Annotated in this window: 20 protein-coding genes; 10 read left to right on the top strand and 10 right to left on the bottom strand. The window is 70.5% G+C overall.

What is annotated here, in order from left to right; all coding sequences use genetic code 11:
- Positions 1 to 59: 59 nt before the first annotated feature.
- The 6 genes from ADX84_RS03000 to ADX84_RS02975 form a co-directional block, all read right to left on the bottom strand.
- Positions 60 to 767, bottom strand: coding sequence for an SEC-C metal-binding domain-containing protein (locus tag ADX84_RS03000; RefSeq protein WP_049567061.1), 708 nt, complete (start codon positions 765 to 767; stop codon positions 60 to 62).
- Between the two features lie 50 nt (positions 768 to 817).
- Positions 818 to 3,088, bottom strand: a complete 2,271-nt coding sequence (locus tag ADX84_RS26235) for a hypothetical protein (RefSeq protein ID WP_049567058.1) — start codon at positions 3,086 to 3,088, stop codon at positions 818 to 820.
- Between the two features lie 141 nt (positions 3,089 to 3,229).
- Positions 3,230 to 4,201: an aldo/keto reductase gene (locus ADX84_RS02990; RefSeq protein WP_049567054.1), complete on the bottom strand. Its 972-nt coding sequence runs from the start codon at positions 4,199 to 4,201 to the stop codon at positions 3,230 to 3,232.
- Entirely contained in the window at positions 4,201 to 4,608 is a 408-nt protein-coding gene (locus ADX84_RS02985; RefSeq protein WP_049567051.1) for a MerR family transcriptional regulator, read from the bottom strand. Before ADX84_RS02985 ends, ADX84_RS02990 begins: the two co-directional genes overlap by 1 nt.
- A 622-nt stretch (positions 4,609 to 5,230) precedes the next feature.
- Positions 5,231 to 5,884, bottom strand: coding sequence for a TetR/AcrR family transcriptional regulator (locus ADX84_RS02980; protein WP_017544755.1), 654 nt, complete (start codon positions 5,882 to 5,884; stop codon positions 5,231 to 5,233).
- 56 nt (positions 5,885 to 5,940) lie between these two features.
- Positions 5,941 to 6,711 (bottom strand): hypothetical protein, encoded by a 771-nt coding sequence (locus tag ADX84_RS02975; RefSeq protein ID WP_049567048.1) that lies wholly within the window; start codon positions 6,709 to 6,711, stop codon positions 5,941 to 5,943.
- A 525-nt stretch (positions 6,712 to 7,236) separates the two neighbouring features.
- Here ADX84_RS02975 and ADX84_RS02970 point away from each other — a divergent pair.
- From ADX84_RS02970 to ADX84_RS02950, 5 genes are all read left to right on the top strand, one after another.
- Positions 7,237 to 8,964 (top strand): ABC transporter family substrate-binding protein, encoded by a 1,728-nt coding sequence (locus ADX84_RS02970; RefSeq protein WP_049567044.1) that lies wholly within the window; start codon positions 7,237 to 7,239, stop codon positions 8,962 to 8,964.
- Positions 8,965 to 9,099: 135 nt separating this feature from the next.
- A complete protein-coding gene (locus tag ADX84_RS02965; protein WP_049567042.1) occupies positions 9,100 to 10,611 on the top strand; it encodes an ABC transporter permease in 1,512 nt (503 codons plus the stop codon).
- Between the two features lie 16 nt (positions 10,612 to 10,627).
- Positions 10,628 to 11,644, top strand: coding sequence for an ABC transporter permease (locus ADX84_RS02960; RefSeq protein ID WP_049567039.1), 1,017 nt, complete (start codon positions 10,628 to 10,630; stop codon positions 11,642 to 11,644).
- On the top strand, positions 11,644 to 12,798 hold the full coding sequence (locus ADX84_RS02955; protein WP_049567036.1) for an ABC transporter ATP-binding protein: 1,155 nt from the start codon (positions 11,644 to 11,646) through the stop codon (positions 12,796 to 12,798). Before ADX84_RS02960 ends, ADX84_RS02955 begins: the two co-directional genes overlap by 1 nt.
- Positions 12,795 to 13,808: an ABC transporter ATP-binding protein gene (locus ADX84_RS02950; RefSeq protein WP_049567033.1), complete on the top strand. Its 1,014-nt coding sequence runs from the start codon at positions 12,795 to 12,797 to the stop codon at positions 13,806 to 13,808. Before ADX84_RS02955 ends, ADX84_RS02950 begins: the two co-directional genes overlap by 4 nt.
- A 62-nt stretch (positions 13,809 to 13,870) precedes the next feature.
- Here the strand turns inward: ADX84_RS02950 and ADX84_RS02945 are convergent, their stop codons facing one another.
- Positions 13,871 to 15,100: an acyl-CoA dehydrogenase family protein gene (locus tag ADX84_RS02945; RefSeq protein WP_049567030.1), complete on the bottom strand. Its 1,230-nt coding sequence runs from the start codon at positions 15,098 to 15,100 to the stop codon at positions 13,871 to 13,873.
- A gap of 182 nt (positions 15,101 to 15,282) precedes the next feature.
- Here ADX84_RS02945 and ADX84_RS02940 point away from each other — a divergent pair, with 182 nt between their 5' ends.
- Positions 15,283 to 16,236, top strand: a complete 954-nt coding sequence (locus ADX84_RS02940; protein WP_156208015.1) for a Ku protein — start codon at positions 15,283 to 15,285, stop codon at positions 16,234 to 16,236.
- A gap of 3 nt (positions 16,237 to 16,239) precedes the next feature.
- Here ADX84_RS02940 and ADX84_RS02935 read toward each other — a convergent pair whose 3' ends face one another.
- Complete coding sequence (locus tag ADX84_RS02935) at positions 16,240 to 17,190, bottom strand: ATP-dependent DNA ligase (RefSeq protein WP_049567026.1); 951 nt, start codon at positions 17,188 to 17,190, stop codon at positions 16,240 to 16,242.
- Between the two features lie 160 nt (positions 17,191 to 17,350).
- Here ADX84_RS02935 and ADX84_RS02930 point away from each other — a divergent pair, with 160 nt between their 5' ends.
- Positions 17,351 to 18,511 (top strand): alpha-hydroxy-acid oxidizing protein, encoded by a 1,161-nt coding sequence (locus ADX84_RS02930; protein WP_049567154.1) that lies wholly within the window; start codon positions 17,351 to 17,353, stop codon positions 18,509 to 18,511.
- Between the two features lie 91 nt (positions 18,512 to 18,602).
- On the opposite strand, the gene ADX84_RS02925 is transcribed toward ADX84_RS02930, so the two are convergent.
- Positions 18,603 to 20,042: a helix-turn-helix domain-containing protein gene (locus ADX84_RS02925; protein WP_082206267.1), complete on the bottom strand. Its 1,440-nt coding sequence runs from the start codon at positions 20,040 to 20,042 to the stop codon at positions 18,603 to 18,605.
- Between the two features lie 217 nt (positions 20,043 to 20,259).
- Here ADX84_RS02925 and aceA point away from each other — a divergent pair, with 217 nt between their 5' ends.
- From aceA to ADX84_RS02910, 3 genes are all read left to right on the top strand, one after another.
- Positions 20,260 to 21,558, top strand: coding sequence for an isocitrate lyase (gene aceA / locus ADX84_RS02920; protein WP_049567018.1), 1,299 nt, complete (start codon positions 20,260 to 20,262; stop codon positions 21,556 to 21,558).
- Positions 21,559 to 21,854: 296 nt separating this feature from the next.
- Positions 21,855 to 22,118, top strand: a complete 264-nt coding sequence (locus tag ADX84_RS02915; protein ID WP_049567015.1) for a hypothetical protein — start codon at positions 21,855 to 21,857, stop codon at positions 22,116 to 22,118.
- A gap of 111 nt (positions 22,119 to 22,229) precedes the next feature.
- Positions 22,230 to 23,078: a type II CAAX endopeptidase family protein gene (locus ADX84_RS02910; RefSeq protein WP_049567012.1), complete on the top strand. Its 849-nt coding sequence runs from the start codon at positions 22,230 to 22,232 to the stop codon at positions 23,076 to 23,078.
- A gap of 9 nt (positions 23,079 to 23,087) precedes the next feature.
- Here the strand turns inward: ADX84_RS02910 and ADX84_RS02905 are convergent, their stop codons facing one another.
- Complete coding sequence (locus tag ADX84_RS02905) at positions 23,088 to 24,359, bottom strand: MFS transporter (protein WP_049567008.1); 1,272 nt, start codon at positions 24,357 to 24,359, stop codon at positions 23,088 to 23,090.
- Positions 24,360 to 24,432: the final 73 nt, after the last annotated feature.

Genomic DNA, 24,432 nt, shown 5'->3' with positions numbered 1-24,432 from the left:
CACTGATGCGGGATGTGACTCCCGGAAGGGGTGTCCGGTTCTCACTGGTTCGTGACTGGTCAGCGGGCCAGGGGCGAACCGCAGCACTTCTTGAACTTGCGCCCGGACCCGCAGGAGCACGGTTCGTTGCGCCCGGGCGACGGGGCGGGGCGTTCGTCCGTGGGGAGGTGCCCGCTCGGAGCGCCTCGGAGGTCGTTCTCCAGAGGGGGCAGGTAGGCGTCGGTGGAGCGGGTCGCCAGGTCGTGGGCGTCCGGGGCCATGCCGAGCGCCTCGCGCATGCGGGCGCGGCCGAGCAGGGGCAGCAGGCCGAGTCGGTTGAGTTCGGCGACGGTCTCCGGGGGCTGGGCGAGCATCCCCCGGCAGACGACGTTGTAGCAGTGCAGGGCCTTGTCGTAGTCGCCCCGCGTCGCCAGGTCCTCGGCGAGGAGCACGGCCACGCCGCGATCCAGGCCGGGGTCCATGAGCTCCTTGAGCAGGGCGTCGGCCTCGTCGGTCCGGCCCTCGGCGCGCAGCATCGTGACGATCTGGTTGGTCGCGAACTGGCGGTGCCCGGTCTTCGGCGCGTGCTCGCGCAGGGCATCGGCGAGCGTCCGAGCCGCGTGTTCGTCCCGCTCACGCAGGACGTCCACGGCCTCGAGGAGGATCTCACCGGCCTCGTCGGGGAAGGCCGTCAGGTCCTTGAGGTGTCGCTTGGGCAGGTCGAGCTCGCGGATCGCGTCCCACAACGGCTGCGGGACCGCCGTGGGGGCCGGGGAAATGTCGGTCATCCTCCCAGGTTAGGACGTGTGGGGTGGGTGCTGCCCGTCACACGGGGCGGTCAGAACGGGAGGAGGCCCAGGAGACCCGTCCCTGTGCTGGAGCCGACCTCCAGACCGATGACGAGGGCGGCCACGGCCAGACCCAGGACGAGCAGGATCAGGGGCCAGCGCCGGTTCCGTTCGGGGGTCTCGGAGAAGGGTTGCGCGTCGATCCATGACTGGTCCAGGCGGGCGATCTCCCTGCGGAGCTCCTGGACCTCGGTGTGGTAGTGGTCGCGCTCGTCGCGGACGCGTTGGAGTTCCGCGCGTTCGGCCCGGACCGCGGCGCGGGCGTCGACGACGTCGGTGTGCGCCCCCTCGGGGCCGCGTTTGGAGTGCCACCGCTCCAGGCGGGAGAGGGGCAGGTCCGCGTACTGGGTGGGCCAGTTGTCGTCAGGGTCGTCGAAATCCTCGTCCGGCTCGGGCACGGTCTCGGCCGCGTAGTCGACGGGTTCGGGAAGGGCGAGGGGCGGGGCGTCCTCGGGGGAGCGTGGTTCGGGCCGGTCGACCCGGACGGGTCCGGGGGCGCTCGTGGAGGCGGAGATGGTCCAGGGCTCGGGATCGGCCCCCGGGGTCTCGGGGGCGGGCTCCGTCGTGTGCGGCGCCTCGTCCCAGAAACCCGCCCCGGGTGAGAGCCGCGTGTCGCCGGATGCGGCCTCCAGCTCGGTGGGCCGGGCCGTGTCAGTGTCGGGTTCTCCCAGGCGCGGTTGTCGGCCGAAGATCGAGAGGGGGTCGTGTTCCGGTTCCTGCGGGAGCTGGCGCCGCGCCACTCCCAGGAAGGTGTGCCCCCGCCTTCCGGTGGAACCATCGAGGCGTCCGGCCCAGGTCTCCTGCTCGGCGGTGTCCGAGTCGTCGTCGGCGAAGGGGTCGGGGGCCTCCTCGAGGTCGCTCTCGGGGTCGGACGCCGGGTCGGGGGCGGAATCGGCTCCAACCAGTGGCGAGGGCCTTCGGGAGGGTTCGCCCTCGGTCAGCCTCGAAGGCGTCGGGCCCTGTCGGAGCTCGGTCAGCGGCGAGCGCTCCGAGGAGGGATCGACGTCGGTCAGTTGGGAGCGCACCGGGGAGGAGTCGACCTCCGGCAGCGGTGTGGGCCGCGGGGCGGGTTCGACCTCGGTCAGCGGCGGGCGCTCCGGGGAGGACTCGACCCCGGTCAGCGGCCAGCGCGGAGAGGGTGCCGTCTCAGTCAACGGCCATGGCTCGCCATAGGTGCCGAAGGCGGGGTTGGCCGCGGTGTCCTCCTCGGCGGCCACCCCGCTCTCGGGGACCTGCTCCAGCGTCTGGGGCTCGTCGGGCTCCTCCTGCGGATCGGGGCGGGGAGCCGGGTCCAGCCAGTCGCGGAGCAGGTCGCGGCGTTCGCCGAAGGTGGTGGCCTCGGGAATCCCGCGCTCCCTGAGGTGGTCGGCGAGCGCGTCGCCGCCCTCCTCCCTCAGGACGGTGACCAGGCCCTCGGCGATCCGCAGGTGGTCGCTCGGGACCGGTGAGAGGTGGGGCGACCCCGTGGAGTGGGTCGCGGGGGGTGGGGCGAAGGCCAGGTGCGGGCCGTCCTCCGCGCCCAGGACCGGGTCGTAGGTGGAGAAGGACCAGCTCCAGCCGGCGGCGGGCAGGGCGGCGCGCGGAGTGAGGACGTCGTGCAGGGTGCGGTGCATGCCCCACAGGAAGCGCAGCTGGACGGCCTGCCACAGATCGGCCCGGTCGGGGTCCAGAGCCAGGTGGACGGGGCGGTCGGGGTGCGCGAGCGCGTGGGCGACGGCCCCGACGAGGATGGGTTCGCCGTCGATCTGGGTCTCGGCGGCGCGCCGGTCCCGGGTACGCAGGGCACCCGGCGCTGCGGTGCGCTCCCAGGGAGCCGGGGCGGACAGGCTGCGCATGGTCGCCCAGCCCGGTGTCGGTGGCCTGCTCGCGGCGGGCCGGGTGTTGGGGTTCTCGTGCAGGGAGAGCACACGGGGGAAGGTGAGCCCCCGGGTGGGCCCGACGATCGCCCAGGCGTGCGCCTCGCGGACGTCGCCGGGCCACCGGTAGACGAGGGCGCTCTGGCCGTCGGGGTAGTGGTGGGCCCAGAGGGTCTCCGGGTAGGCCGCCGGGTCGGTGCCGGGCAGCGCGGAACGGTAGTCGGCGGTGAGGGCGGGGATCAGGCGGTCGCGCCAGGAGCGCAGTACCGGCTGGTCCCGGTCGGGGAGGGAGGTGGCCGCCGGTCCGGGGCCGACGCGACCGAGGAGGGTGGGTTCGGCCCAGGCGAAGTGGATCTGGTGATAGGCACCGGAGTCCGCTTCCAACGCCGTCGTGCTCTCGGGCAACTGGCCCCTCCCCCTTGGTTCGCGGGTCCGCGGTGCGCGCGGATCCGCCGCACGCCTACCTAGGGAAGGTATCCGCCGGAAGCGTCAGGAAACCGCGAAAGCGGAGTTATAGGGACATGTGCGAGCTATGTCGGGTCCGAATCAGCGTGCGGCGGCGAGCCGGGAGTGCTGATCGGAAGTGAGGGTCAGGTCCATGGCCTCCAACGCCTCGTCCAACTGGGCGACGCTGCTGACACCGACCAACGGAATGACGCCCGGATCGTGGCCCGCGAGCCAGGAGAGCACCACCTGGTTGCGGGTCGCTCCGGTCTCCTTGGCCACGTCGTCCAGGACGGCAAGGCGGGCGGCGGCGCCGGGGTGGTCGTAGGCGTACTCCAGGGGCCGGTCGGGACGGGTGTAGGCGCCGTTCAACAGCGACGTGTACGCCACCAGGACGTGTTCGCGCCCCTGGGCCGCCTCGGCGCGGACGAAGTCGAACAGTTCGGGGGTGGCGTGCATGTGACCCGCGGACTCCAGGGGTACGTCGCCACGGGGCTGGAGGTAGCTGTAGCGGTACTGGAGCACCCGCGGGCGCGGCCACCCGTGGGCCTGCGCCGCGGAACGGGCCCGCTCCAGCCGCCAGGTGCGGTGGTTGCTGAGCCCGAGTTCCCCGACCGTCCCCTCGGCGACGAGCCGGGCGAAGGCCTCCATGGTCTCCTCGACCGGGGTGTCGGGGTCCTCCCTGTGGGCGTACAGGAGGTCGAGGGTGTCGACCCCCAGGCGTTCGCGGCTGCGCTCGGCGGCCGTCGCCACGGCTTCGGCCGAGAGCCCCTCCGCCGCCTCCAGGCCGGCGCCGGGCACGGTCGGCTGTGCGCCGATCTTGGTGGCGATCACGACCTCGTCGGTCACGCCGCGCTCGCGCCGCCAACGGCCGAGGAAGGTCTCGCTCTCGTGTCCCTGGCCTCCCTCGATCCAGAACTGGTAGCAGTCGGCGGTGTCGACGAAGGTGCCCCCGGCCTCGACGAAGCGGTCGAGGATGGCGGCGGAGGTGGCGGCGTCCGTGGTGCTGCCGAACTGCATCGCCCCCAGGCACAGGGCGCTGACGGTGCGGCCGTTGATCGTGGTGTGTCGCATCAGGCGCTCTCCCCGGTCACGGAGACCGCTTCCGAGGCATCGTCGGCGAGCACCCCCGCGTAGTAGTCGATCTTGTGCTGGATCGTGATCTGGCGTTGGCACAGCTCTGCGATGCGGGCGTCCAGTTCGCGCTGGTGGCTCTGCAGCACGTCCAGGCGCTCGGGGATGGTGTGGTCGCCGTCGCGGACCAGCTCCGCGAAGTCGCGCAACCGGGCGATGGGCATGTCGGTGTCGCGCAGGCACCGGACGAGGTGGAGCAGGTCGACGTCGTCGGTGCGGTAGCGGCGGTGGCCGCTGGGGGCGCGCTCGACCCTCCGGAGCAGGCCCGCCCTCTCGTAGTAGCGCAGGGTGTCGAGGGTGAGACCGAAGCGCTCGGCGACCTCACCGGGGGTGTAGTAGTCCTTCATGCCGCAAGCATGGGACCTGGAGTGCGCTCCAGGTCAAGTACCGGTGGAAAGTTCGTCTCGGGAGAGGGGAGCAAAGGGACGGGTGGGGATGAAGGGACGAGGGTGAACGGTAGCTGCGCGAGTCAGCCGACCGACCACGAGGGCGCCGGGTGGGATCGAACGGCTCCGGGGAGGGGCGGCAACCGACCGCCACGTAGGACGCGCGGGACCGAAGGGACCCGGCCCGATCGGCGCGAGATGACCAACCGCCCACGAGGCTCCCCGGGTGGGGACGAACGGCTCCGGGCCGAGCGGCGCCAGACAACCGACCGGCCACGAGGAGACCCGTGCGGCCGACAGCTTTGCCCCGGGTGACGCAGGGCGCGGCCAGCGATCAGCGACGAGCGGAACGGGGGCCGCGTTGCGGCCCGGGGCGACCGACCGGCCATGAAGGGACGCGTGGTGTAGCCCGGACGGCGCGAGACGGCCGGACCACGAGGGGACCGTGCGGCGACTGTTCCTGATCCGGGCGGCGCGGGGCGCGGCCGATGATCGGCCACAAGTAGAACGAGGGGCGAATGCTATGAACCGGGGCGGCCGAGCGGCGCTGCCTCGTCGGGGCGGCCCAGACCGGGGCGCCGGGTCAGGTGCCGCTGCCCCGGATGGCACCGACCACGGCGCCGGTGAGGTCGTCGATGATCTCCTGTTCGCTCACCTCGGGGTGTTCGAGCCACCACTCCCCCGCCGCCTGGACCATGCCCACGACGGCGTGCGCGGCGATCTGGGCCCGCAGCCGATCCCTGATCCGGCCCTCGGTGAGCAACAGGTCCGCGAGCTCCTCCCCCAGGCGGCGCACCATCAGTCCGAGGTCGCTGCGGGTGCGCACGTCCTCGGAGGTGGCGCGGTCCATGAGGAACCGGTAGAGGTTGAGGTTCTGCGAGATCATCGACAGGTACGCGCCGACGGTGGCCCGCGCGCGCACATCGAAGTCGGCGTGCTGGTACAGCTCGGAGCGGATGGCCTCGATAAGCGGGTCCACGTGACGCTGGGCCAGCGCCTGGTAGAGGCCGCCCTTGTCGCCGAAGTGCCGGTAGAGGATGGGTTTGCTGATTCCCGCCTCGGTGGCGATGGCGAGCATGGAGGCGTCGGGGCCGTCGCGCTGGATCACCCTGTCGGCGGCGTCCAGGATGGTCCGCCGCCGCTCGGGGTCGCGGCCGCGCCCGCTCCGTCCCCGCCGGGGTGCCGCTGCGGGAGTGTCGTCGTCGGGCGCGGTCTGCTGAGTGTTTTCGAAGGCCACAAGCGTTCACCGTACTGGAGGGCGCGGCGCCGCGAACCGGAGCGCGGACGCGCCCCTCAGGTCGGGATGGCGATCCAGGTCGCGCGTGCCAGGGCGAGCACGCGGCCGTCACCGTCGTACAGGGCACTGCCGGTGTGGACCTTGCGACCGTCCACGGACTCCAGGTGGCCCATCACCACCTGTGTGGAGCCGACCGGCGGGACCGTCAGGACCTGGGCTGTCAGTCGGCCCAGGACGATGGGGCGGCCGGAGATGTCGCTGGACCAGCCGCCGGGGCAGTCGAGCGCGGCCCAGACCTGGGCGAGTGCGGCTGTTCCGTCGCCGCCGTCCACCTCCGGGCGGACCTCCCAGGTGCAGGCGACGGTGTTGCCGACCCCGTCGGGGCCCTCGCCGGAGCGGACCCGCCCCGCGAACAGGCGCAGGCCCTCGCCCTCGGCGTGTTCGGGGCCGCAGCTGTAGCAGCGCGGGAAGGGGTGGTCGTCCAGCCCGGCGTAGCGTCCGCGGGCCTCCTCGGCCTCAGTGACGCCCACAGGTCCGCCGGGGATCAGCCCGGGGTCGAGGGGGTCTGCGGTGACGGCCTCGGCCACGAGGCGGGCGCGGTCCTCGGCCGCGGGGTCGACCAGGCGCAGGCCCTCAGGGGACTCCTCCACCGCGAGCGGCCGGTCCAGGGGCGGCGGGGTGCGCAGGGTGACCTGGACGGCGGGGCCGCCCGGGGCGGTCAGCCGCGCGGCGAGCAGTCCCGCGCTGTAGCCGCCGTTGCCAGAGCCGTCCGGGCCGTTGAAGGCCGCCGGGATGGTGAGGGTGGGGGCGCCGTTGCCTGGTGTCATGGGCCACAGGCTAACGGGGGTGGTGGGTCGCGGCTCCGCCAGCCCCGTCCGGTGTGCGGGCCTCGGGCCGGGCGACGGATGGTGCTGAGGGACTGTGTGGCGTCAGCGGACGGGGCTCGGGGGTGGTGTACGTGTTGTTTCGGGAATCTCGCACGCGTGTTTCGATTGATTGCCTCAGAGTTTCCTTTCTTCACTTTGACCCCGCACGCAACCCGGCCAACACGAAGGGAAAAGCAGCCGCCTCCGATCCGATCCGTGAATCCCTTCATGGGATGAGGTGACGATGGGCCTTCTCCATGACGTGGCGGGCCCGAGACCCAGCGAAGGCGCAGGTGATCAACGGACCAGAGGATGGCACAAAGTCCGCTTTCCTACTCAAAGTTCCTTTTTTGGCTAGCTTTGGGGCCAAATACGCCTCAGGTGGATAACAGCCCGTTGCGGACTATTGCCACGGGCTCACGCTCTGCCCAGAATCCGTTCTACTTCGATCCTGGATTCGTCCCCCAACGGCAGAGGAACCACTGCGTGAGAATCACCGGGAAGATCACCAAGGCCACGGCTGTGGTCGCGGCGGGAGCGCTCGTGCTCTCCGCCTGCTCGACGTCAGACTCCGGCGACGGCGGCGACGCCTCCTCCGGCTCCTCCACCATCACCTTGGCGTGGGACCAGGAGTACGACAGCTTCAACAACACCACCGCCGGAGCCAACTCCAGCAAGAACGCGATCATCAACCACCAGTTGACCAGCGGCTTCTGGTACTTCGGCGAAGGCGGCGCGGTCGCCCCCAACACCGACTTCGGGACCTACGACCAGGTCTCCGACGACCCGCAGATCGTCGAGTACTCGATCCACCCGGACGCCGTGTGGTCCGACGGGGAGGTCATCGACTGCTCCGACGCGCTGCTCTGGTGGGCGCAGCAGAGCGGCCGCTTCGAGTTTTCCTCCAACGGCACGGCGGGCGTCGAGGACACCCTCATGCCCGAGTGCGAGATCGGTGACAAGGACTTCGCGCTGGAGTACGAGGTCCCCTTCTCGGACTGGGCGAGCAACGGCCCGGGCAACGGCAACAACACCCTCATGCCCGCGCACGTGGTCGCCGAGCAGGGCGGACTCACCGTCGAGGAGCTCGTGGAGGCCATCCGCGACGAGGACCACGACGCCCTCGCCGACTCCGTCGAGTTCTTCAACGAGGGATGGACCATCAGCGGCGCTCTGCCGGACTCCTCCCTCACCCCCTCCTCCGGCCCCTACCAGCTCGCCGGTTACGAGGCGGGTCAGTCGCTGACCCTGGAGCCGAACGAGAGCTGGTGGGGTGAGGCCCCCGCCACGTCCAACATCGTCGTGCGCTGGATCGCCTCCGACGAGCAGACCCAGGCCCTGGAGAACCGCGAGATCAACATCATGCGGCCCCAGCCCACGGTCGACCTGATCAACCAGGTCGAGGCCCTGGAGGGGGTGGAGTACCAGGTCTACGACGAGTACATCTACGAGCACCTCGACTTCAACTTCGACTCCAGTCCCTTCGAGGAGTACGAGCTGCGCGAGGCCTTCACCGAATGCGTGCCGCGTCAGCTGATCGTGGACAACCTCATCAAGCCGGTCCAGCCCGACGCCGAGACCATGGACGTCCGCAACATCGCGCCCTTCGACCCGGGCTACGCGGAGGCCGTTGCCGCCAGCGGCGGCGACCAGTGGGCCGAGGTCGACCTCGACCGCTCCCGGGAGCTCCTCGAGGAGCTCGACATGGTCGGCCAGGAGGTGCGGCTCGGCTTCATCGGCGGCAACCCCCGCCGCCAGCAGACCGCGGAGCTGATCAAGGACTCCTGCGACCAGGCCGGGTTCGACGTCCAGATCAACGGTGAGGACACGTTCTTCGACACCGACGGCGGACTGTCGCAGAACACCTACGACGTGGCCATGTACGCGTGGTCCGGCTCGGCCCAGGTGAGCAGCTGGAACTCCACCTTCCGCTCCCCCGACGAGTGCACCGGCGAGGCCAAGGGCAACAACAACGGCTGCTACGCCAACGACGAACTGGACGGGCTGCTGGCCGACGTCCTCCAGGAAGCCGACCCCGACGCCCAGCTGGAGATCATCAACGAGATCGAGACGATCCTCTGGGACGACCTGGTGACGATCCCGCTCTTCAGCCACCCCGGCACCGCCGCGTGGAGCGACAACCTGGAGAACGTCATCCCCAACCCCGCACAGACCGACATCGTCTGGAACGTGTGGGACTGGTCGGTCCAGTAGGCCGCACCGCACCCAACGCGCGCGAACACCCGTGCCGTCCGGTCCCCACCCGGACGGCACGGGCCCCGGCCCGGCCGGGAGGGCCGACCCGTCGGCCGCGCGTGAACGTCCCCCTGCCTCCAGGAGTCAGCACCCGTGCTCGTCTTCATCGCGCGAAGACTCGTCGTCTCGGTCTTCGTGCTCTTCGCCGCGACCTTCGTGATGTTCGTCCTCGCGACCAACACCGGGGACCCGCTCGCCGACCTCCGCGAACTGCCGGAGAACGCCCGCGAGGCCGCAATGGCGGAGCGGATCGAGCGGATGCGCCTCGACCTCCCCGTCTACTCCCGCTACTTCCTCTGGCTCGGTGGCGCCCTCACCGGTGACTTCGGGGTGAACCGGCAGGGCCAGGACGTCAACGTCCTGCTCACCGACGCCGTCTCGGCCACGATGCAGCTGGTGGTGGCCGCCACCCTCCTCGCGATCATCATCGGCATCGCCATCGGTGTCGTGTCCGCGCTGCGCCAGTACAGCGGGTTCGACCACTCGGTGACCTTCGGTGCCTTCGTCGCCTTCTCCCTGCCCATCTTCTGGGTCGGGGTCCTGCTCAAGCAGTACGGCGCCATCGAGTTCAACAACTGGCTGGCGCAACCGGCCATCCCTCCCCTGGTCATCGCCGTGGTGGCCCTGCTCGCAGGGCTGGCCTGGAGTTCGTTGGTCGTGGGCGACCGGCGCACTCGGATCATCGCCTTCGCCGGTGCCGCGGCCGCCACGGCGGGGATCCTCACGTTCGTCTCGGTCACCCGGTGGTTCACCGACCCCGGGCTGGGCCCGGTGGTGGTGGCGGTCAGCGCCTTCGGCGCCGCCGTCGGCTTCAGCGTGCTGATCTCGGGGCCGAGTCCGAACCGGCCGATGTACGCCGCGTTGGCGTCGGCCGCGGTGGGAACGGTCATGTACTTCGCGCTGTCTCCGGTCCTGGCCGACCCCGGCCTGGCCGTCATCGGCGGCCTGGCCCTGGCCACCGTCGCCGTGTGCGTGGCGCTCGGCTACGGGATCGGCGGTGTGCTGTACCGGCGCGAGGCCGTGGCGACGGCTCTGTGGACGGGCCTGTTCACCGGCGGCGTCATCTTCGTCGACCGGATGCTGCGCTCCTTCGCCTCCTACAGCTCCTCCATGCAGGGCCGACCCATCTCCACCGTGGGTGCCCGCACCCCCAACTACCAGGGCACGTTCTGGGAGCTGTCACTGGACTCGGCGGGCCACCTGGCCCTGCCCACCCTGGCCCTGATCCTGGTGTCCCTGGCGACCTACACCCGGTACAGCCGCGCCAGCATGCTGGAGGTGATGAACCAGGACTACGTGCGCACGGCTCGGGCCAAGGGCCTGCCCGAACGCACGGTCATGACCCGGCACGCCCTCCGTAATGGGCTCATCCCCATCACGACCCTGGCCGCCTACGACTTCGGAACCGTCATCGGCGGGGCGGTGGTCACCGAGACGGTCTTCGGTTGGCGCGCGATGGGGCACCTGCTGCTCACCGGGCTCAACGAGGCCGACCCGGCACCCGTCATGGCGTTCTTCGTGGTGGCGGGCGGCGCGATCGTCCTGTTCAACATGGTCGCCGACATCACCTACGCCTACCTCGACCCCCGGATTCGGCTGTCATGACCGAGGGAGACACTCGATGACGACGCACCACGACGCCCCGCCTCCGGACCCCGAGGACGGGACGACCGCGCCAGGGCAACCGGACCCCGACGCCGCCGAGGGCCTGAACATCGCCGCCCGCACCCAGTGGCAACTGGTCCGCTCGCGGTTCTTCCGGCACCGGGCGGCCCTGCTCGGCATGGTTCTCCTCGCCGGGGTGGTCCTGCTGTCCTTCACCTCGATCGGGTTCGGTCCCGTGCCGGGCTGGTGGGACAAGTCGCCCTCCGCGACCGGCCCCCTCACCGACGGCGGCGACCCCACCCTGAGCCTGGTGCCGAGGTTCCTCGGCGGCGCCGGTCTGGCCCTGGGTGAGCACCCCTTCGGGCAGGACAACGTCGGCAAGGACTACTTCGCGCTGACCATGCGGGGCACCCAGGTCTCCCTGACCGTGGCCTTCCTGGTCGGGATCGTGGCCACGGTCGTGGCGACGGTGATCGGCGCCTGCGCGGGCTACTTCCGGGGCTGGACCGAGGCGGTGCTGATGCGCCTCACCGACGTCCTCATCGCGATCCCGCTGCTGGCGATCGCCGCGGCGGCCGCCAAGATCGCCGGGCAGGCCGGCATCGTCTACCTGGGGATCGTCCTGGGGCTGGTGACCTGGACCCAGACCGCCCGCCTGGTGCGGGGGTCGGTGCTGTCCCTGCGGGAGAAGGAGTTCGTGGAGGCCGCCCGTTCGGTGGGCACCTCCTCGGTCCGCATCATCTTCAAGCACATCCTGCCCAACACGGTGGGCGTGATCATCGTCAGCGTGACCCTGGCCATCGCCGCGGCGGTGCTGCTGGAGTCCGCGCTCTCCTTCCTGGGGATGGGTGTGCAGCCCCCGGACACCTCGCTGGGACGGCTGATCACCGACTACCGGAGCGCGATGGGCACCCGCCCCTGGCTGTTCTACTGGCCCGGCCTCTTCATCATCCTGATCGCGCTGTCGGTGAACTTCATCGGCGACGGCCTGCGAGACGCCTTCGACCCACGACAGAACAGGGTGCGTGACTGATGACCCAGACACCCGCCATCCCCCCGCCGCCCGGCCCCGTGCCGGACCCGGCCCTCGGTGCGGCGGTCACCGACGCGGCCGGGGAGGTGCACACCGCCCGCACCCTCTCCGACGCCAAGGCCCCCACCGAGCACGAGGTCCTGCGCGTCGAGAACCTCTCCGTGGAGTTCCCCACCGACGACGGCGTGGTCAGAGCCGTGCGCGACGTCTCCTACACCCTGCGGGAACGCGAGGTCCTGTCCATCGTCGGCGAGTCCGGCTGGGGCAAGTCGGTCTCCTCGATGGCGCTGCTGGGTCTGCTGCCCCGCAGCGCACGCGTCAGCGGCAGGGTGCTCTACCGGGGCCGGGACCTGCTGGCGATGCGGCAGAAGGACCTGCGCTCCCTGCGCGGCCGACGGATCTCGATGGTGTTCCAGGACCCCATGACGGCGCTCAACCCCGTGCACACCGTCGGGGACCAACTGGCCGAGGCGGTCCGGGCGCACAGCCTGGTTCCGCCCCGCAAGGCGCTCGAACGCGCCCGCGAGATGCTCGACCTGGTGGGCATCCCGCAGGCCGCGCAGCGCCTGCGCAGCTATCCGCACGAGTTCTCCGGCGGCATGCGGCAGAGGGTCATGATCGCCATGGCGATCATCAACGACCCCGACGTGATCATCGCCGACGAGCCGACCACGGCTCTGGACGTCACCGTGCAGGCCCAGATCCTGGAGAAGCTGCTGGAGGTCAAGGACACCGTCAACGCGGCGATCCTGCTGATCACGCACGACCTCGGGGTGGTGGCGGGCCTGGCCCACCGGGTCCTGGTCATGTACGCGGGCCGCCCCGTGGAGATCGGGGGGACCGACGAGGTGTTCTACCGGACCCGGATGCCGTACACGGCGGGGCTGCTCGGCTCGACCCCGTCAATGACCTCGGAGCGCCGCGAACGCCTGCGGCCCATTCTCGGCACCCCTCCGTCCCTGATCAACCTGCCCCGGGGCTGCCCGTTCTCCCCGCGCTGTCCGCTGGCCGACGCCACCTGCCGGTCGGCCGAGCCCGAACTGGTCGAGGTGGACGGACCCGACAGCGGCCATCTGGCCGCCTGCCATCACAGTGACCGGCTGGTGGACGTGGCGGACCCGACGACCTTCTTCCGCAACGGGGGGACGCGATGACGACCGCGCCAAAGGAACCCGGTACCCAGACGGACCCGGACACCCCGCTGCTCGACGTCCGGGACCTGGAGGTGCGCTTCCCGGTGCACGGCTCCGGGCTCCTGCGCCGCGTGGTCGGTCAGGTGCACGCGGTCAACGGGGTCAACCTGCGGTTGGCCGAACGCGAGACCCTGGGCGTGGTCGGGGAGTCGGGCTGCGGCAAGTCCACCACCGGCCGGGCCATCCTCCAGCTGGTCTCCCCCACCGCCGGTTCGGTGCGCTTTCGAGGGGAGGAGCTCACCACGATGTCGGCGGCGAGGATGCAGCGGGTCCGCCGCGAGGTGGGCATGGTCTTCCAGGACCCCTACGCCTCGCTCAACCCCCGGCTCCCGGTCAACGACATCATCGCCGAACCCCTCAAGGTGCACCGGCGCTGGCGTGACGGCGGACCGGAACGGGTGGCCGAGCTGCTGCGAATGGTGGGTCTGAGCCCCGAGCACGGGAACCGCTACCCGCACGAGTTCTCCGGCGGTCAGCGGCAGAGGGTCGGGATCGCCCGGGCTCTGGCGCTGGAACCCAGCCTCCTGGTGCTCGACGAACCCGTCTCCGCGCTGGACGTCTCGGTCCAGGCCGGGGTGGTGAACCTGTTGGCGGAGCTCCAGGAGCGGCTGGGCCTGTCCTACGTGTTCATCGCGCACGACCTGTCGGTGGTGCGGCACATCTCGGACCGGGTGGCGGTGATGTACCTGGGCGGGGTGGTGGAGACCGGCACCCGCGAGGACGTCTACGACCGGGCCTCGCACCCGTACACGATCGCCCTGTTGTCCGCGGCGCCCTGGGCCGACCCGCGTACGGAGCGGGTGCGGGAACGGATCGTCCTCACCGGTGACGTGCCGAGCCCGGTGAACCCGCCCAGCGGCTGCCGGTTCCGTACGCGCTGCTGGAAGGCGCGGGACCTGTGCGCGGAGGAGGCCCCCGAGCTGGTGGACCGCGGAGCGGGCCACCCGGTGGCCTGCCACTTCCCGGAGTAGGGGGCGTGGCGCGGGGCGTGATCGCCCCGCGCCCGGCCGCTTCCTTGGCCCGTGGGCCGTGCCTAGCGGATCGGCAGGCCGGTGACGGTGCGGCCGATGATGAGCCGCTGGATCTCGCTGGCACCCTCGAAGATGGTGAAGATGGAGGCGTCCCGGTGCCAGCGCTCCACCGGGTAGTCCCGCGTGTACCCGTTGCCGCCCAGGATGCGCAGGGCGTTCTGGGTCACGAAGGTGGCCGTCTCGGAGGCATAGAGCTTGCTCATGGAGCCCTCGGCGTTGGTGAAGTCCTTGCCGTTGCGGGCCATCCACGCCGCTCGCCACACCAGCAACCGGGCGGCGTCGATGCGGGTGGCCATGTCCGCCAGGAGGAAGGCCACTCCCTGGTTGTCACCGATCGGCCTGCCGAACTGCTCGCGCTGGACTGAGTAGTCACGGGCGTACTCATAGGCGGCCCGGGCGCAACCCACCGCCATGACACCCACGCTCGGGCGGGAGGCCTCGAAGGTCTTCATGGCGGCCTGGCCCTTGGAGCGTTTGCCCTCCTTGGCCCGGGCGATCCGCTCGTCCAGCTTCTCCTTCCCACCCAGGAGGCAGGAGCCGGGGACGCGGACCTCGTCGAGGACGACCTCGGCGGTGTGGGAGGCGCGGATGCCGTGCTTGGCGAACTTCTGCCCCTGGGAGAGGCCCGGGGTGTTGGGCGGGATGATGAACGAGGCCTGCCCTCGCGAACCCAGCTCGGGCTCCACCGAGGCCACGACGACGTGGACGTCGGCGATGCCACCGTTGGTGGCCCAGGTCTTGACGCCGTTGATCACCCACTCGTCCTTGGCCTGGTCGTAGACGGCGCGGGTGCGGATGGCGGAGACGTCCGAACCGGCGTCGGGCTCAGAGGAGCAGAACGCCCCGAGCTTGATGTCGTCGGCGGATCCGAACATCTGCGGCACCCACTCGAAGAGCTGTTCCTGGGTGCCGTTGGAGGCGACGGACACGGCCGCCAGGCCGGTGCCGGTGATCGCCAGGGCGATGCCCGGGTCACCCCAGTACAGCTCCTCGAAGGCGACGGGGATACCGAGTCCGCTGGGCTCCAGCCACTGGTTGGCGAAGAAGTCCAGGGAGTAGAGCCCGATCTTGGCGGCCTCCTGGATGATCGGCCAGGGGGTCTCCTCCCGCTCGTCCCACTCGGCGGCGGCTGGGCGGATGACGTCGGCGGCGAACCCGTGGGCCCAGTCCCGGACGTCGCGAACATCCTCGCTCGGTTCCAGGCTGAAGACGGGCGCGGTGGCCTCACTCATGCGCTTACATCCTTTGTTGGATCCTCCGGGGGCGGAGGGACGACCATTAAGTGCTACCAACGGTAACAGTCAGTCTGGACAGGCACAACGGATCGCGGACGCCGGAACGGGGAAGAGTCGTGACGTGCGTCTGTCCGGTGTTTGCCACCCCGCTCACACACTGGGAGACGGGGGTGTCAGCAGTGCCAGGAACAGTGTGGACCGGAACGATCAGCTTCGGACTGGTGTCGGTCGGGGTGCGCATGTACTCCGCACGTGAGAGACACGGACCGACCGTCCACCAGTTCGTGCGCGGGACCAACGCGCGCGTCCGCTACCAGCGCGTCAACGAGGACACCGGCGAGCGTGTGGCGAACGAGGACATCGTCAAGGGCGCCGAGGTCGACGACTCCGACTCCTTCGTGCTCCTCGAACCCGCGGACATGGAGCAGATCCAGCCCGGGCGGAGCAGGACCCTGGAGATCGACGGGTTCATCTCGGCCGAGGACGTCGACCCGCTGTGGTTCTCGTCCACCTACTACCTCGGTCCGGACAAGAGCTCCGCGAAGCCGTACCAGCTCCTCCTGGCCGCTTTGGAGGAGTCCGGCAGGGCTGGCCTGGGGACGCTGGTCATGCGCAACCGGCAGCACCTGGCCCTGATCGCCCCACAGCAGGGTGTCCTCACGGCGAGCACCCTGTACTGGCCGGACGAGATCCGCGACCCCGAGGACGTCATGCGGCCTCCGAGCGGTGAGGTCGACAAGGGCGAACTCCGGCTCGCCTCCCAGCTGATCGACGCGATGAACACCGAGTGGGAGCCGTCGCAGTACTCCGACGAGTACGAGCGTCGGCTGGAGGAGCTCATCGCCACGAAGGCGCGGGGCGGCACGGTCAGCTACGAGGGCAGGGAGCCCGAGGAGAAGGGCGAGGGCAAGGTCGTCGCGTTGGACGACGCACTGCGCGCGTCCCTGAAGCAGAGGAAGAAGGACCGGGCGGCGAAGTCCGGACGGAGCGGACGCGCCCCCGCTCCGAGGTCCTCGGAGGACCACCAGCCCACCAAGAGCGAGCTCCTGGAGCAGGCCAGGCAGCTCGACATCCCCGGCCGCTCCCGTATGAGCAAGGACGAACTGGCCGACGCGATCTCCAAGGCCAGCTGACCGCTACTCCGCGTCCAGGTCCCGTGGCACGTCACCGGGCGTCAGGTCCGGGCGCGCGCGCAGGTACTGGACGACGTGCCGCCACCGGCCGGACACCTCCGCCGAGTCCGGGCACACCTCCACCACCAGGTCGGGGACGACCCGCGTGTAGCTCTGGCGGGACTCGTCCCCGCCCCATGTCGCGGCGAGGAGCCGGGGCCAGGGGTGGTCGTCGGTCTTGACGACGTGCCCCGCGAGCTCCTCGGACTGGTCCGGGGAGAGGTCCGAGGTCCGACCCGCCACCCTCAGCTCCCCGGTCGCGGAGTCCACGCGCCCGAGGATGAGGGCGCGTGGAGCTCGTGCGTGGCCGACGATCCCGCCGACGATCGCCTCGGTGGTGACGCGGTGCTTCCACTTGCGCCAGTCCCTGCGGCCCGGCCGGTAGGAACGGCGGGCGTCCTTGACCATCACGCCCTCCACACCGACGGCGGGCATCTCCTCCCACCACTGCATGGCCACCTCGGGGTTGTCGGTCTGCCAGCCGAGCGTGAGCGGCGAGGGCTGCTCGACCAGTCCCATCAGGTGTTCGAGTTCCTCACGCCGGTGGGAGAGCGCACGGTGCGCGAGGTCCCGGCCGCCAGCTCTGAGCAGGTCGAACACCACGAGGTGGCACGGGTCCGTGCGGGCCAGGGCGCGGGCGTGGCGGGCCGAGGCTCCGTTGCGCCTGAGCAGGGCACCGAAGTCCAGCCGCCCGTCCCGCGCCCAGTGGATGATCTCCCCGTCCAGCAGGACCCCCTCGGGCAGCTGCTGGGCCAGGGCGTCGACGATCTCCGGGAACCGCTGGGACAGCAGCCTTCCCTGTTTGCTGGTCAGGCGGACCGGACCGGTCTCGGCCAGGCATCTGAAACCGTCCCACTTCGGCTCGTAGAGCAGGCTCTCACCGGTGGGGAGATGGTCGACGGCGCTTGCGAGCATCGGTTCCACGCCTGCCCCCTACCCCGCAGCAGCTCATCGGGAGACCAATTCCCAGCTAAGGCACCGCCCCGGGTCTCTCGCGCCCCGGGGAGCTTGACACGCGCGCGTGCACGTCTGAATGATGCGGGTCCCACCCCCCACCCCCTTCCCGGAGGCGACCATGGCTTCGCACTACGGCGACTACCAGTTGGAGATCTACCTCGACGGCCTCACCGGCGTCGTCCCCTCCCACCCCGTGACCTTCGCCGAACTGGAGCGCAGGGCCGCCGAGACGCTCCCGCCGTGGGTGTGGTCCTACGTGGCGGGGGGCGCGGGCGACGAGCACACCCAGGAGGCCAACGCCGCCGCGTTCCGCCGGTGGGGCCTGTACCCGCGCATGTTCGTGGGCGCCAAGGAGCGCGACACCGGCGTCGACCTGTGCGGTGTCCGCCTGGCCTCACCGCTGATGATGGCCCCGGTCGGGGTGGTCGGCCTCTGCTCCCAGGACGGGCACGGCGACCTGGCCACCGCTGAGGCCGCCGCGCGCACCGGGGTCCCGATGATCGCCTCCACGCTGTCCCAGGACCCGTTGGAGGAGGTCGCCGCGCGGTTCGGCGACACCCCGGGGTTCTTCCAGCTGTACACGCCGACCGACCGCGAACTGGCGGCCAGTCTGGTCCGCCGCGCCGAGGCGGCCGGGTTCGCGGGGATCGTCGTCACCCTGGACACCTGGGTCACCGGCTGGCGCCCACGCGATTTGGCCACCGCCAACATGCCGATGCTGCGCGGCCACTGCCTGGCCAACTACACCTCCGATCCCGTCTTCCAGGAGCGGGTGGGCTCCGACGCCCCTCGCGACGCCGTGGTGGCGCACTGGGCCGGTGTGTTCGGCAATCCGCTGACCTGGGAGGACCTTCCCTGGTTGCGGTCCCTGACCGACCTGCCGCTGATCGTGAAGGGTGTGTGCCACCCCGACGACGCCCGTAGGGCGGCGGACGGGGGCGTGGACGCCGTCTACGTGTCCAACCACGGCGGCCGCCAGGCCAACGGCGGCATCCCGGCCCTGGAGTGCCTGCCGGACGTGGTCGCGGCCACGGACCTGCCGGTGGTCTTCGACTCCGGGGTGCGGTCGGGCACCGACGCGGTCAAGGCCCTGGCGCTGGGCGCGACGGCGGTGGCGGTCGGCCGTCCCTACGTCTACGGGCTGGCCCTGGGCGGCGCGGACGGGGTCGTGCACGTGCTGCGGTCGATGCTGGCCGAGGCGGACCTGCTCATGGCGGTCGACGGCTACCCCTCGCTGTCCGACCTCACCCCGGAGGCACTGCGGGACCTGCGGGCCTGATCGGTTCCGGGAACCGAAGGGCCCGGAGACGACCGTGAGGGGGCCGACGCCGTGGGCGTCGGCCCCCTCGTGTTGGTGGGCGGGTGGGGCGTCAGTCCTGGCTGTGGCCCTCCAGGAAGGTGTAGACGTCGTGTTCGTCCACACCGGGGAAGGTGCCCGAGGGCAGTGCCGACAGCACGTGGGAGTGGGCGCGGGCCGAGGGCCACACGTTGCCCTCCCACCGGCTGGCGAGCTGCGCGGGCGGCCGCACACAGCACTCGCCGTTGGGGCAGTTGGACTTGGTGCGGTTGGTGGTCTCGCGTCCGCGGAACCAGCGGGACTCCTTGTAGGGCACGCCCAGGGTGATGGCGAAGTTGCGCTCGCGGCTGGGGTCCACGTGGGCCACGCACCAGTGGGTGCCGTTGGGCTTGTCCGTGTACTGGTAGTAGATCGAGTACCGGTCCGGTGACTGGAAGACCTGGCGGCCCGACCACTGACGGCACATGCGCTGGCCCTCGATGGCGCCCGAGTCGTCCGTGGGGAAGACCAGACCGTCGTTCTCGTAGGCCTTGTAGATGATGCCGGTCTCGTCGTTGCGGATGAAGTGGCAGACCAGGTCCAGGTGGCGGTGGGCCAGGTTGGTGAACCGGTGCGCCGCCATCTCGTAGGAGACGGAGTAGACGTCCCTCAGGTCCTCCACGGACAGGTCGCGCGCCTTCTTGGCCTCCTGGAGGTAGGTGACCGCCGTGCTCTCGGGGATGAGGACGGCCGCGGCGAAGTAGTTGGCCTCCACGCGCTGGCGGAGGAAGTCGCCGAAGTCGCGGGGCTGGCTGTGGCCGAGGATCACGTGGCCCAGCGTCTGGAGGAGGATCGTGCGCGGGCTGTGCATACCGAGCGTGGTCTCGCGCTTGAGGTAGATGCGGCGGTTGACGTGGTCGGTCAGGGAGCGCACCGAGCGGGGAAGGTCCTGCACGTACTTCAGGGAGAACCCGTGGTGGGTGGCGATCGCGAGTATCTGCCCCTGGGAGAGGGGACCGGCCGTGTAGTTGACCGCCGAGAGGGTGTCGGCGGCCGCGGCCTCGATGGTCTCGAAGTAGTTGCCCCGCTCGCGCATCTGGCGGCGCAGGTCGGCGTTGGCCCGGCGCGCCTCCTCGGGGGTGGCGGTCGGCTTGGCGTTGCGTCTCTTGAGCTCGTCGTAGAGCCCCACGATGTGTTCGAGGACGTCGTTGGGGACCCGCTTGCCGACCTTCAGGTGCGGAAGGTTGAGGCCTTGGTAGAGGGAGTCGCGCTGGGCCTCCTCGACGGCGATCTCCAGCTGCGCGCGGCGGCTCGGGGGCTGCTTCGACAGGAGTTCCTCGACGGACACGTCGAGGGCGGAGGCCAAGGACGTGAGCAGGGAGAGCTTGGGTTCACGTTTGCCGTTCTCCAGAAGGGAGAGCTGCGAGGGCGCCCGACCGACGCGTTCCCCCAGGTCGGACAGGGTCATCCCGCGCGCCTTGCGCAGATGACGGAGCCTCTGGCCAAACGTGACGAGATCCAGGTCACCTGTCAAAGACGGTATTTCTTCAGCACCAAAGTACGCCATGGCTTCATCTTACGGAAAGAAACAACGATCTTCACCAGATTTCCAGTGGAAAACCCTTGGATCTTGCCCAAGAATCATAGTTACCGGCGGGGAACTTACCGCTCAGGGGCTCACCCCCTGGCCCTTGGCAGGACACTCGACCGGTGCGAAGACCTTGGGGACTACACGTAAGGCGGGATCGAACATGAGCACCAGCGCTCGACGTCAGGAAGCCAGCGCCGCACTCCAGCGCGACTGGGAGACCAACCCCCGGTGGGCCGGTATCGAGCGCACCTACTCCGCCGACGACGTCGTCAAGCTGCGTGGTTCGGTCACCGAGGAGCACACCCTGGCCCGGCACGGCGCCGAGCGCCTGTGGGACCTGCTCCACACCGAGGACTACGTCAACAGCCTCGGCGCGCTCACCGGCAACCAGGCGGTCCAGCAGGTCCGTGCCGGTCTCAAGGCCATCTACCTCTCCGGGTGGCAGGTCGCGGCCGACGCCAACCTCTCCGGCAGCACCTACCCGGACCAGAGCCTCTACCCGGCCAACTCGGTCCCGGCCGTCGTCCGCCGCATCAACAACGCGCTCATGCGCGCCGACCAGATCACCTGGTCCGAGGGTGACGACAGCGCACCCGAGTGGCTGGCCCCGATCGTGGCCGACGCCGAGGCCGGTTTCGGTGGCGTCCTCAACGCCTACGAGCTCATGAAGGGCATGATCGCCTCGGGCGCGGCCGGTGTCCACTGGGAGGACCAGCTCGCCTCCGAGAAGAAGTGCGGCCACCTGGGCGGCAAGGTCCTGATCCCGACCAGCCAGCACGTCAAGACCCTGAACGCCGCCCGCCTCGCCGCGGACGTCGCCGGTGTCCCGTCCCTGGTCATCGCGCGGACCGACGCCCAGGCCGCGACCCTGATCACCAGCGACATCGACGAGCGCGACCAGGCCTTCACCACCGGTGAGCGCACCGCCGAGGGCTTCTACCGCTTCCGCAACGGCGTCGAGGCGTGCGTGGCCCGGGGCCTGGCCTACGCCCCGCACTCCGACCTGCTCTGGATGGAGACCGCGACCCCCGACCTCGAGGTCGCCCGCGACTTCGCCGAGCGCATCAAGGCCGAGTACCCGGACCAGATGCTGGCCTACAACTGCTCGCCGTCCTTCAACTGGAAGCGTCACCTCGACGACGCGACCATCGCGAAGTTCCAGCGCGAGCTGGGCCACATGGGCTACAAGTTCCAGTTCATCACCCTGGCGGGCTTCCACTCGCTCAACCACTCGATGTTCGACCTGGCCAAGGGCTACGCCCGCAACGGCATGACGTCGTACGTCGAGCTCCAGGAGGCCGAGTTCGCGTCCGAGGCCGACGGCTACACGGCGACCCGCCACCAGCGCGAGGTCGGCACCGGCTACTTCGACGCGATCAGCACGACCATCTCCCCCGAGGCCAGCACCACGGCTCTCACCGGTTCCACCGAAGAAGACCAGTTCTCAGCGGCTCACTGACCCTGGTCTTCGTCCCTGAGGCCGTCCCTCCCCGCTTTCGTGGCTGGGGCGGGGCGGGACGGCCTCCTCCTGGCCGTCGGCCATGCGCGGTCCGTGTCACTCGCGCATGACCGGCGGCTCTTCGGCGTGTCCGAAAAGTCCGCGCGCGGGCGTGTGGCGCGTATACGGTGTCTCCAAGCAACCGGTAACGGAACAGTCAAGTCCGCCCCTCGCGGACCCCTCCGGGCCGCCCCCACGGCCCCGGAGCGTTCGACCGACCACCCGGGGCACCCATTCGCCGACCACACGGAGCCGACGTGAAATTCGATGTCACCAGCAGAGCGACCCTCTCCACGACCCGCCGCGTAGTGGCGGCGGGTGCGATCGCCGCCGTCGCCGTGTTCGGCGCGGCCGCCTGCGAGAACACCGACGACCTCGAACAGGAGGTCAGGGACGGGATCGAGCAGGAGGTCGAGGAGAACATCGAGGAGGGCATCGATGACGTCATCGGCGGCGGCGACGGCGACGAGGGCGGGGACGAGGGAGGCGACGGTGACGGCGACGAGGGTGACGACGACTAGGTCAGCCGTCCTCTCCCGGCCGGGGCCTTGAGCCTCGGCCACCGACCCGACGCCCTTCCGTCCTTCCCGGGGGTCGCGGCCTCCCGCGCCGACAGCGCGTAGATTCGACGCGTGACCGACAGAACCGACCCCGACCCGCGCGCTCCCCGCCCCTCCCCCGACGGCTCCGCCGAGGGGGCGCGCGCGGGAACCACCGTCCCGCACATGCTCGCCAGCCGCTCACTGATGCGCTGGGAGGTGTTGTGCGTCCTCGCCCTGTCTCTGGGCGCCGCCGCCGTGTCGGCGACCATCTCCTTCCTGGGCGTGCTCACCGCTCCCGAGTCGATGGCCGACCAGACCGCCAACCTCATCCGCTCGCGGGCCGAGGACCGTCCGTGGCTGGACCTGTCCTTCCAGCTGTACTCGGTGCTCTTCGCCTTCGCCCCCGTGGCACTGGTGGTGTACCTGCTGCACCGGGGCGGGGAGTCCGCGCGCACGGTCGGGTTCGACCTGCGCCGTCCGGGGTTCGACACCTGGAGCGGTCTGGCCCTGGCCGCACTGATCGGCACCGGCGGGCTGGTCGTGTACCTGGTCTCCTGGCAGCTGGGACTCACACGCACCATCGTGCCCAGCACCCTGGACGGCAACTGGTGGGACACCCCGGTCCTGCTGCTCCAGGCGCTGAAGAACGGCGTCCTGGAGGAGGTGATCGTGGTGGGCTACCTGCTGCACCGACTGGGGCAGATGGGGTGGTCGCCGTGGAAGGCGGTGCTGGCCAGTTCGGTTCTGCGCGCCTTCTACCACCTGTACCAGGGTGTCGGGATGTTCTTCGGCAACCTGGTCATGGGGCTGGTGTTCGGCTGGTTCTACCTGCGCTACGGCCGGGTGATGCCGCTGGTGGTCGCGCACACGGTGATCGACGTCGTGGCGTTCGTGGGTGCGGTGTACCTCATCGGCCGGATCGACTGGCTGCCGGTCTGACCCGTCGTCTCAGGCCGCCCGCTGGGCCGCCTTCGCGGCGATCGCGTCCTCCAGGTAGCGGGGGCGGCCGAGGAGGAGGCCGACGACGAGGTTGACGAGCACCAGGCCGATCACCATCGCCATCGGTGCGTGCCAGTCACCGCTCGTCTCGTGCAGGAGTCCGAACAGGAACGGCCCGGCACCGCCGAGCAGGTAGCCCAGGCTCTGGCTGGAGGCGGACATGGCGGCGGTGCCCTCGGCCGTACGGGTGCGCACGGCGAAGACGGTCAGCGCCAGGACGAAGCTGCCGAGGCCGATTCCGACGAAGGTGGTCCACACCCAGGTGCCGTTGAGCGGGGACACCCACATACCGGTGAAGCCCACCAGGTAGGCGGCGACGAAGAGCAACACGAAGGGGCGCTGGTCGCGCACGCGGACGATGAGCGAGGGCATGACGAGTGACATCGGGATGCCCAGCGCGGTGAGGTAGGCCAGCATCACCCCGGCGGACTGGGCGTCCAGTCCCTGGTCGCGGAGCATCTGCGCGAACCAGCCGAACATGATGTAGGCGATGGAGGACTGGGTTCCGAAGTACAGGACGCCCTGCCATCCGAGCCCGGTGCCGAGCACCTGGCGGACGCTGAGGGCCGCGCGGGCGTCGCCGGGAGCGGGCTCGTGACGCAGGGCCAGGAGCCACGGAAGCGCCGCGACCAGACCGAACAGGGCGTAGGCGCCCAGGGCGATCCGCCAGTCACCGGTGGCCCGTTCCAGGGGGACGGTGGCGGCGGCCGCGATCGCGGTGCCCACGGCCAGACCGGTGGTGTACACCGTGGTCATCAGACCCACACGGTGGGGGAAGTGCTGCTTGACCAGGGCCGGGAGGATGACGTTGCCGACTGCGCCGCCAGCGAGCGCCACGACGCTCAGGGTGAGGAACAGCCAGGGTTCGGGGGCCATGGCCCGCGTGACGAGTCCGAGGGTGACGGCGGTCAGCGCGAGGACGAGCAGGCGGTGGGAGCCGAGACGGCGGCTGAGCATGGGTGTGAGCCCGCCGAAGACCGCGAAGCACAGGACGGGGAGCGTCGTGAGGACACCGGCGCCCACCGCGGTCATGCCCAGCCCCTGGGTGACCTCACCGAGGACGGGGCCCACGCTCGTGATCGCGGTGCGCAGGTTGAGCGCGGCGAGGGCGATGGCGACGGCGATCAGAACGAGAGCCGCGCGGGTCGCGGCTCTGGGCTGGTCGGTACCGGGAAGCGGGGTGCCCTGCGCTGCGTTCTCGCGCGTGGGGGTGACGCTCATAGGACGTGGCTCACAAATTCGTAGGATGACCCTATGTACTTCATGAGGATAACGCATTGCCGTTCGGGGCCTA

The sequence above is a fragment of the Nocardiopsis sp. SBT366 genome (genome assembly GCF_001083815.1).
GTDB classification, from domain to species: Bacteria; Actinomycetota; Actinomycetes; order Streptosporangiales; family Streptosporangiaceae; genus Nocardiopsis; species Nocardiopsis prasina.
Note: the sequence above shows the minus strand (reverse complement) of the source record. Positions and strands in the feature narration are given on the sequence as shown.

Coding starts and splice junctions, on each gene's coding strand:
- ADX84_RS03000 (WP_049567061.1), bottom strand. CDS start 767: ATGACCGACATTTCCCCGGCCCCCACGGCGGTCCCGCAGCCGTTGTGG.
- ADX84_RS02955 (WP_049567036.1), top strand. CDS start 11,644: ATGACCCAGACACCCGCCATCCCCCCGCCGCCCGGCCCCGTGCCGGAC.
- ADX84_RS02985 (WP_049567051.1), bottom strand. CDS start 4,608: ATGAAGGACTACTACACCCCCGGTGAGGTCGCCGAGCGCTTCGGTCTC.
- ADX84_RS02990 (WP_049567054.1), bottom strand. CDS start 4,201: ATGCGACACACCACGATCAACGGCCGCACCGTCAGCGCCCTGTGCCTG.
- ADX84_RS02975 (WP_049567048.1), bottom strand. CDS start 6,711: ATGACACCAGGCAACGGCGCCCCCACCCTCACCATCCCGGCGGCCTTC.
- ADX84_RS02945 (WP_049567030.1), bottom strand. CDS start 15,100: ATGAGTGAGGCCACCGCGCCCGTCTTCAGCCTGGAACCGAGCGAGGAT.
- ADX84_RS02930 (WP_049567154.1), top strand. CDS start 17,351: ATGGCTTCGCACTACGGCGACTACCAGTTGGAGATCTACCTCGACGGC.
- ADX84_RS02950 (WP_049567033.1), top strand. CDS start 12,795: ATGACGACCGCGCCAAAGGAACCCGGTACCCAGACGGACCCGGACACC.
- ADX84_RS02935 (WP_049567026.1), bottom strand. CDS start 17,190: ATGCTCGCAAGCGCCGTCGACCATCTCCCCACCGGTGAGAGCCTGCTC.
- aceA (WP_049567018.1), top strand. CDS start 20,260: ATGAGCACCAGCGCTCGACGTCAGGAAGCCAGCGCCGCACTCCAGCGC.
- ADX84_RS02905 (WP_049567008.1), bottom strand. CDS start 24,359: ATGAGCGTCACCCCCACGCGCGAGAACGCAGCGCAGGGCACCCCGCTT.
- ADX84_RS02960 (WP_049567039.1), top strand. CDS start 10,628: ATGACGACGCACCACGACGCCCCGCCTCCGGACCCCGAGGACGGGACG.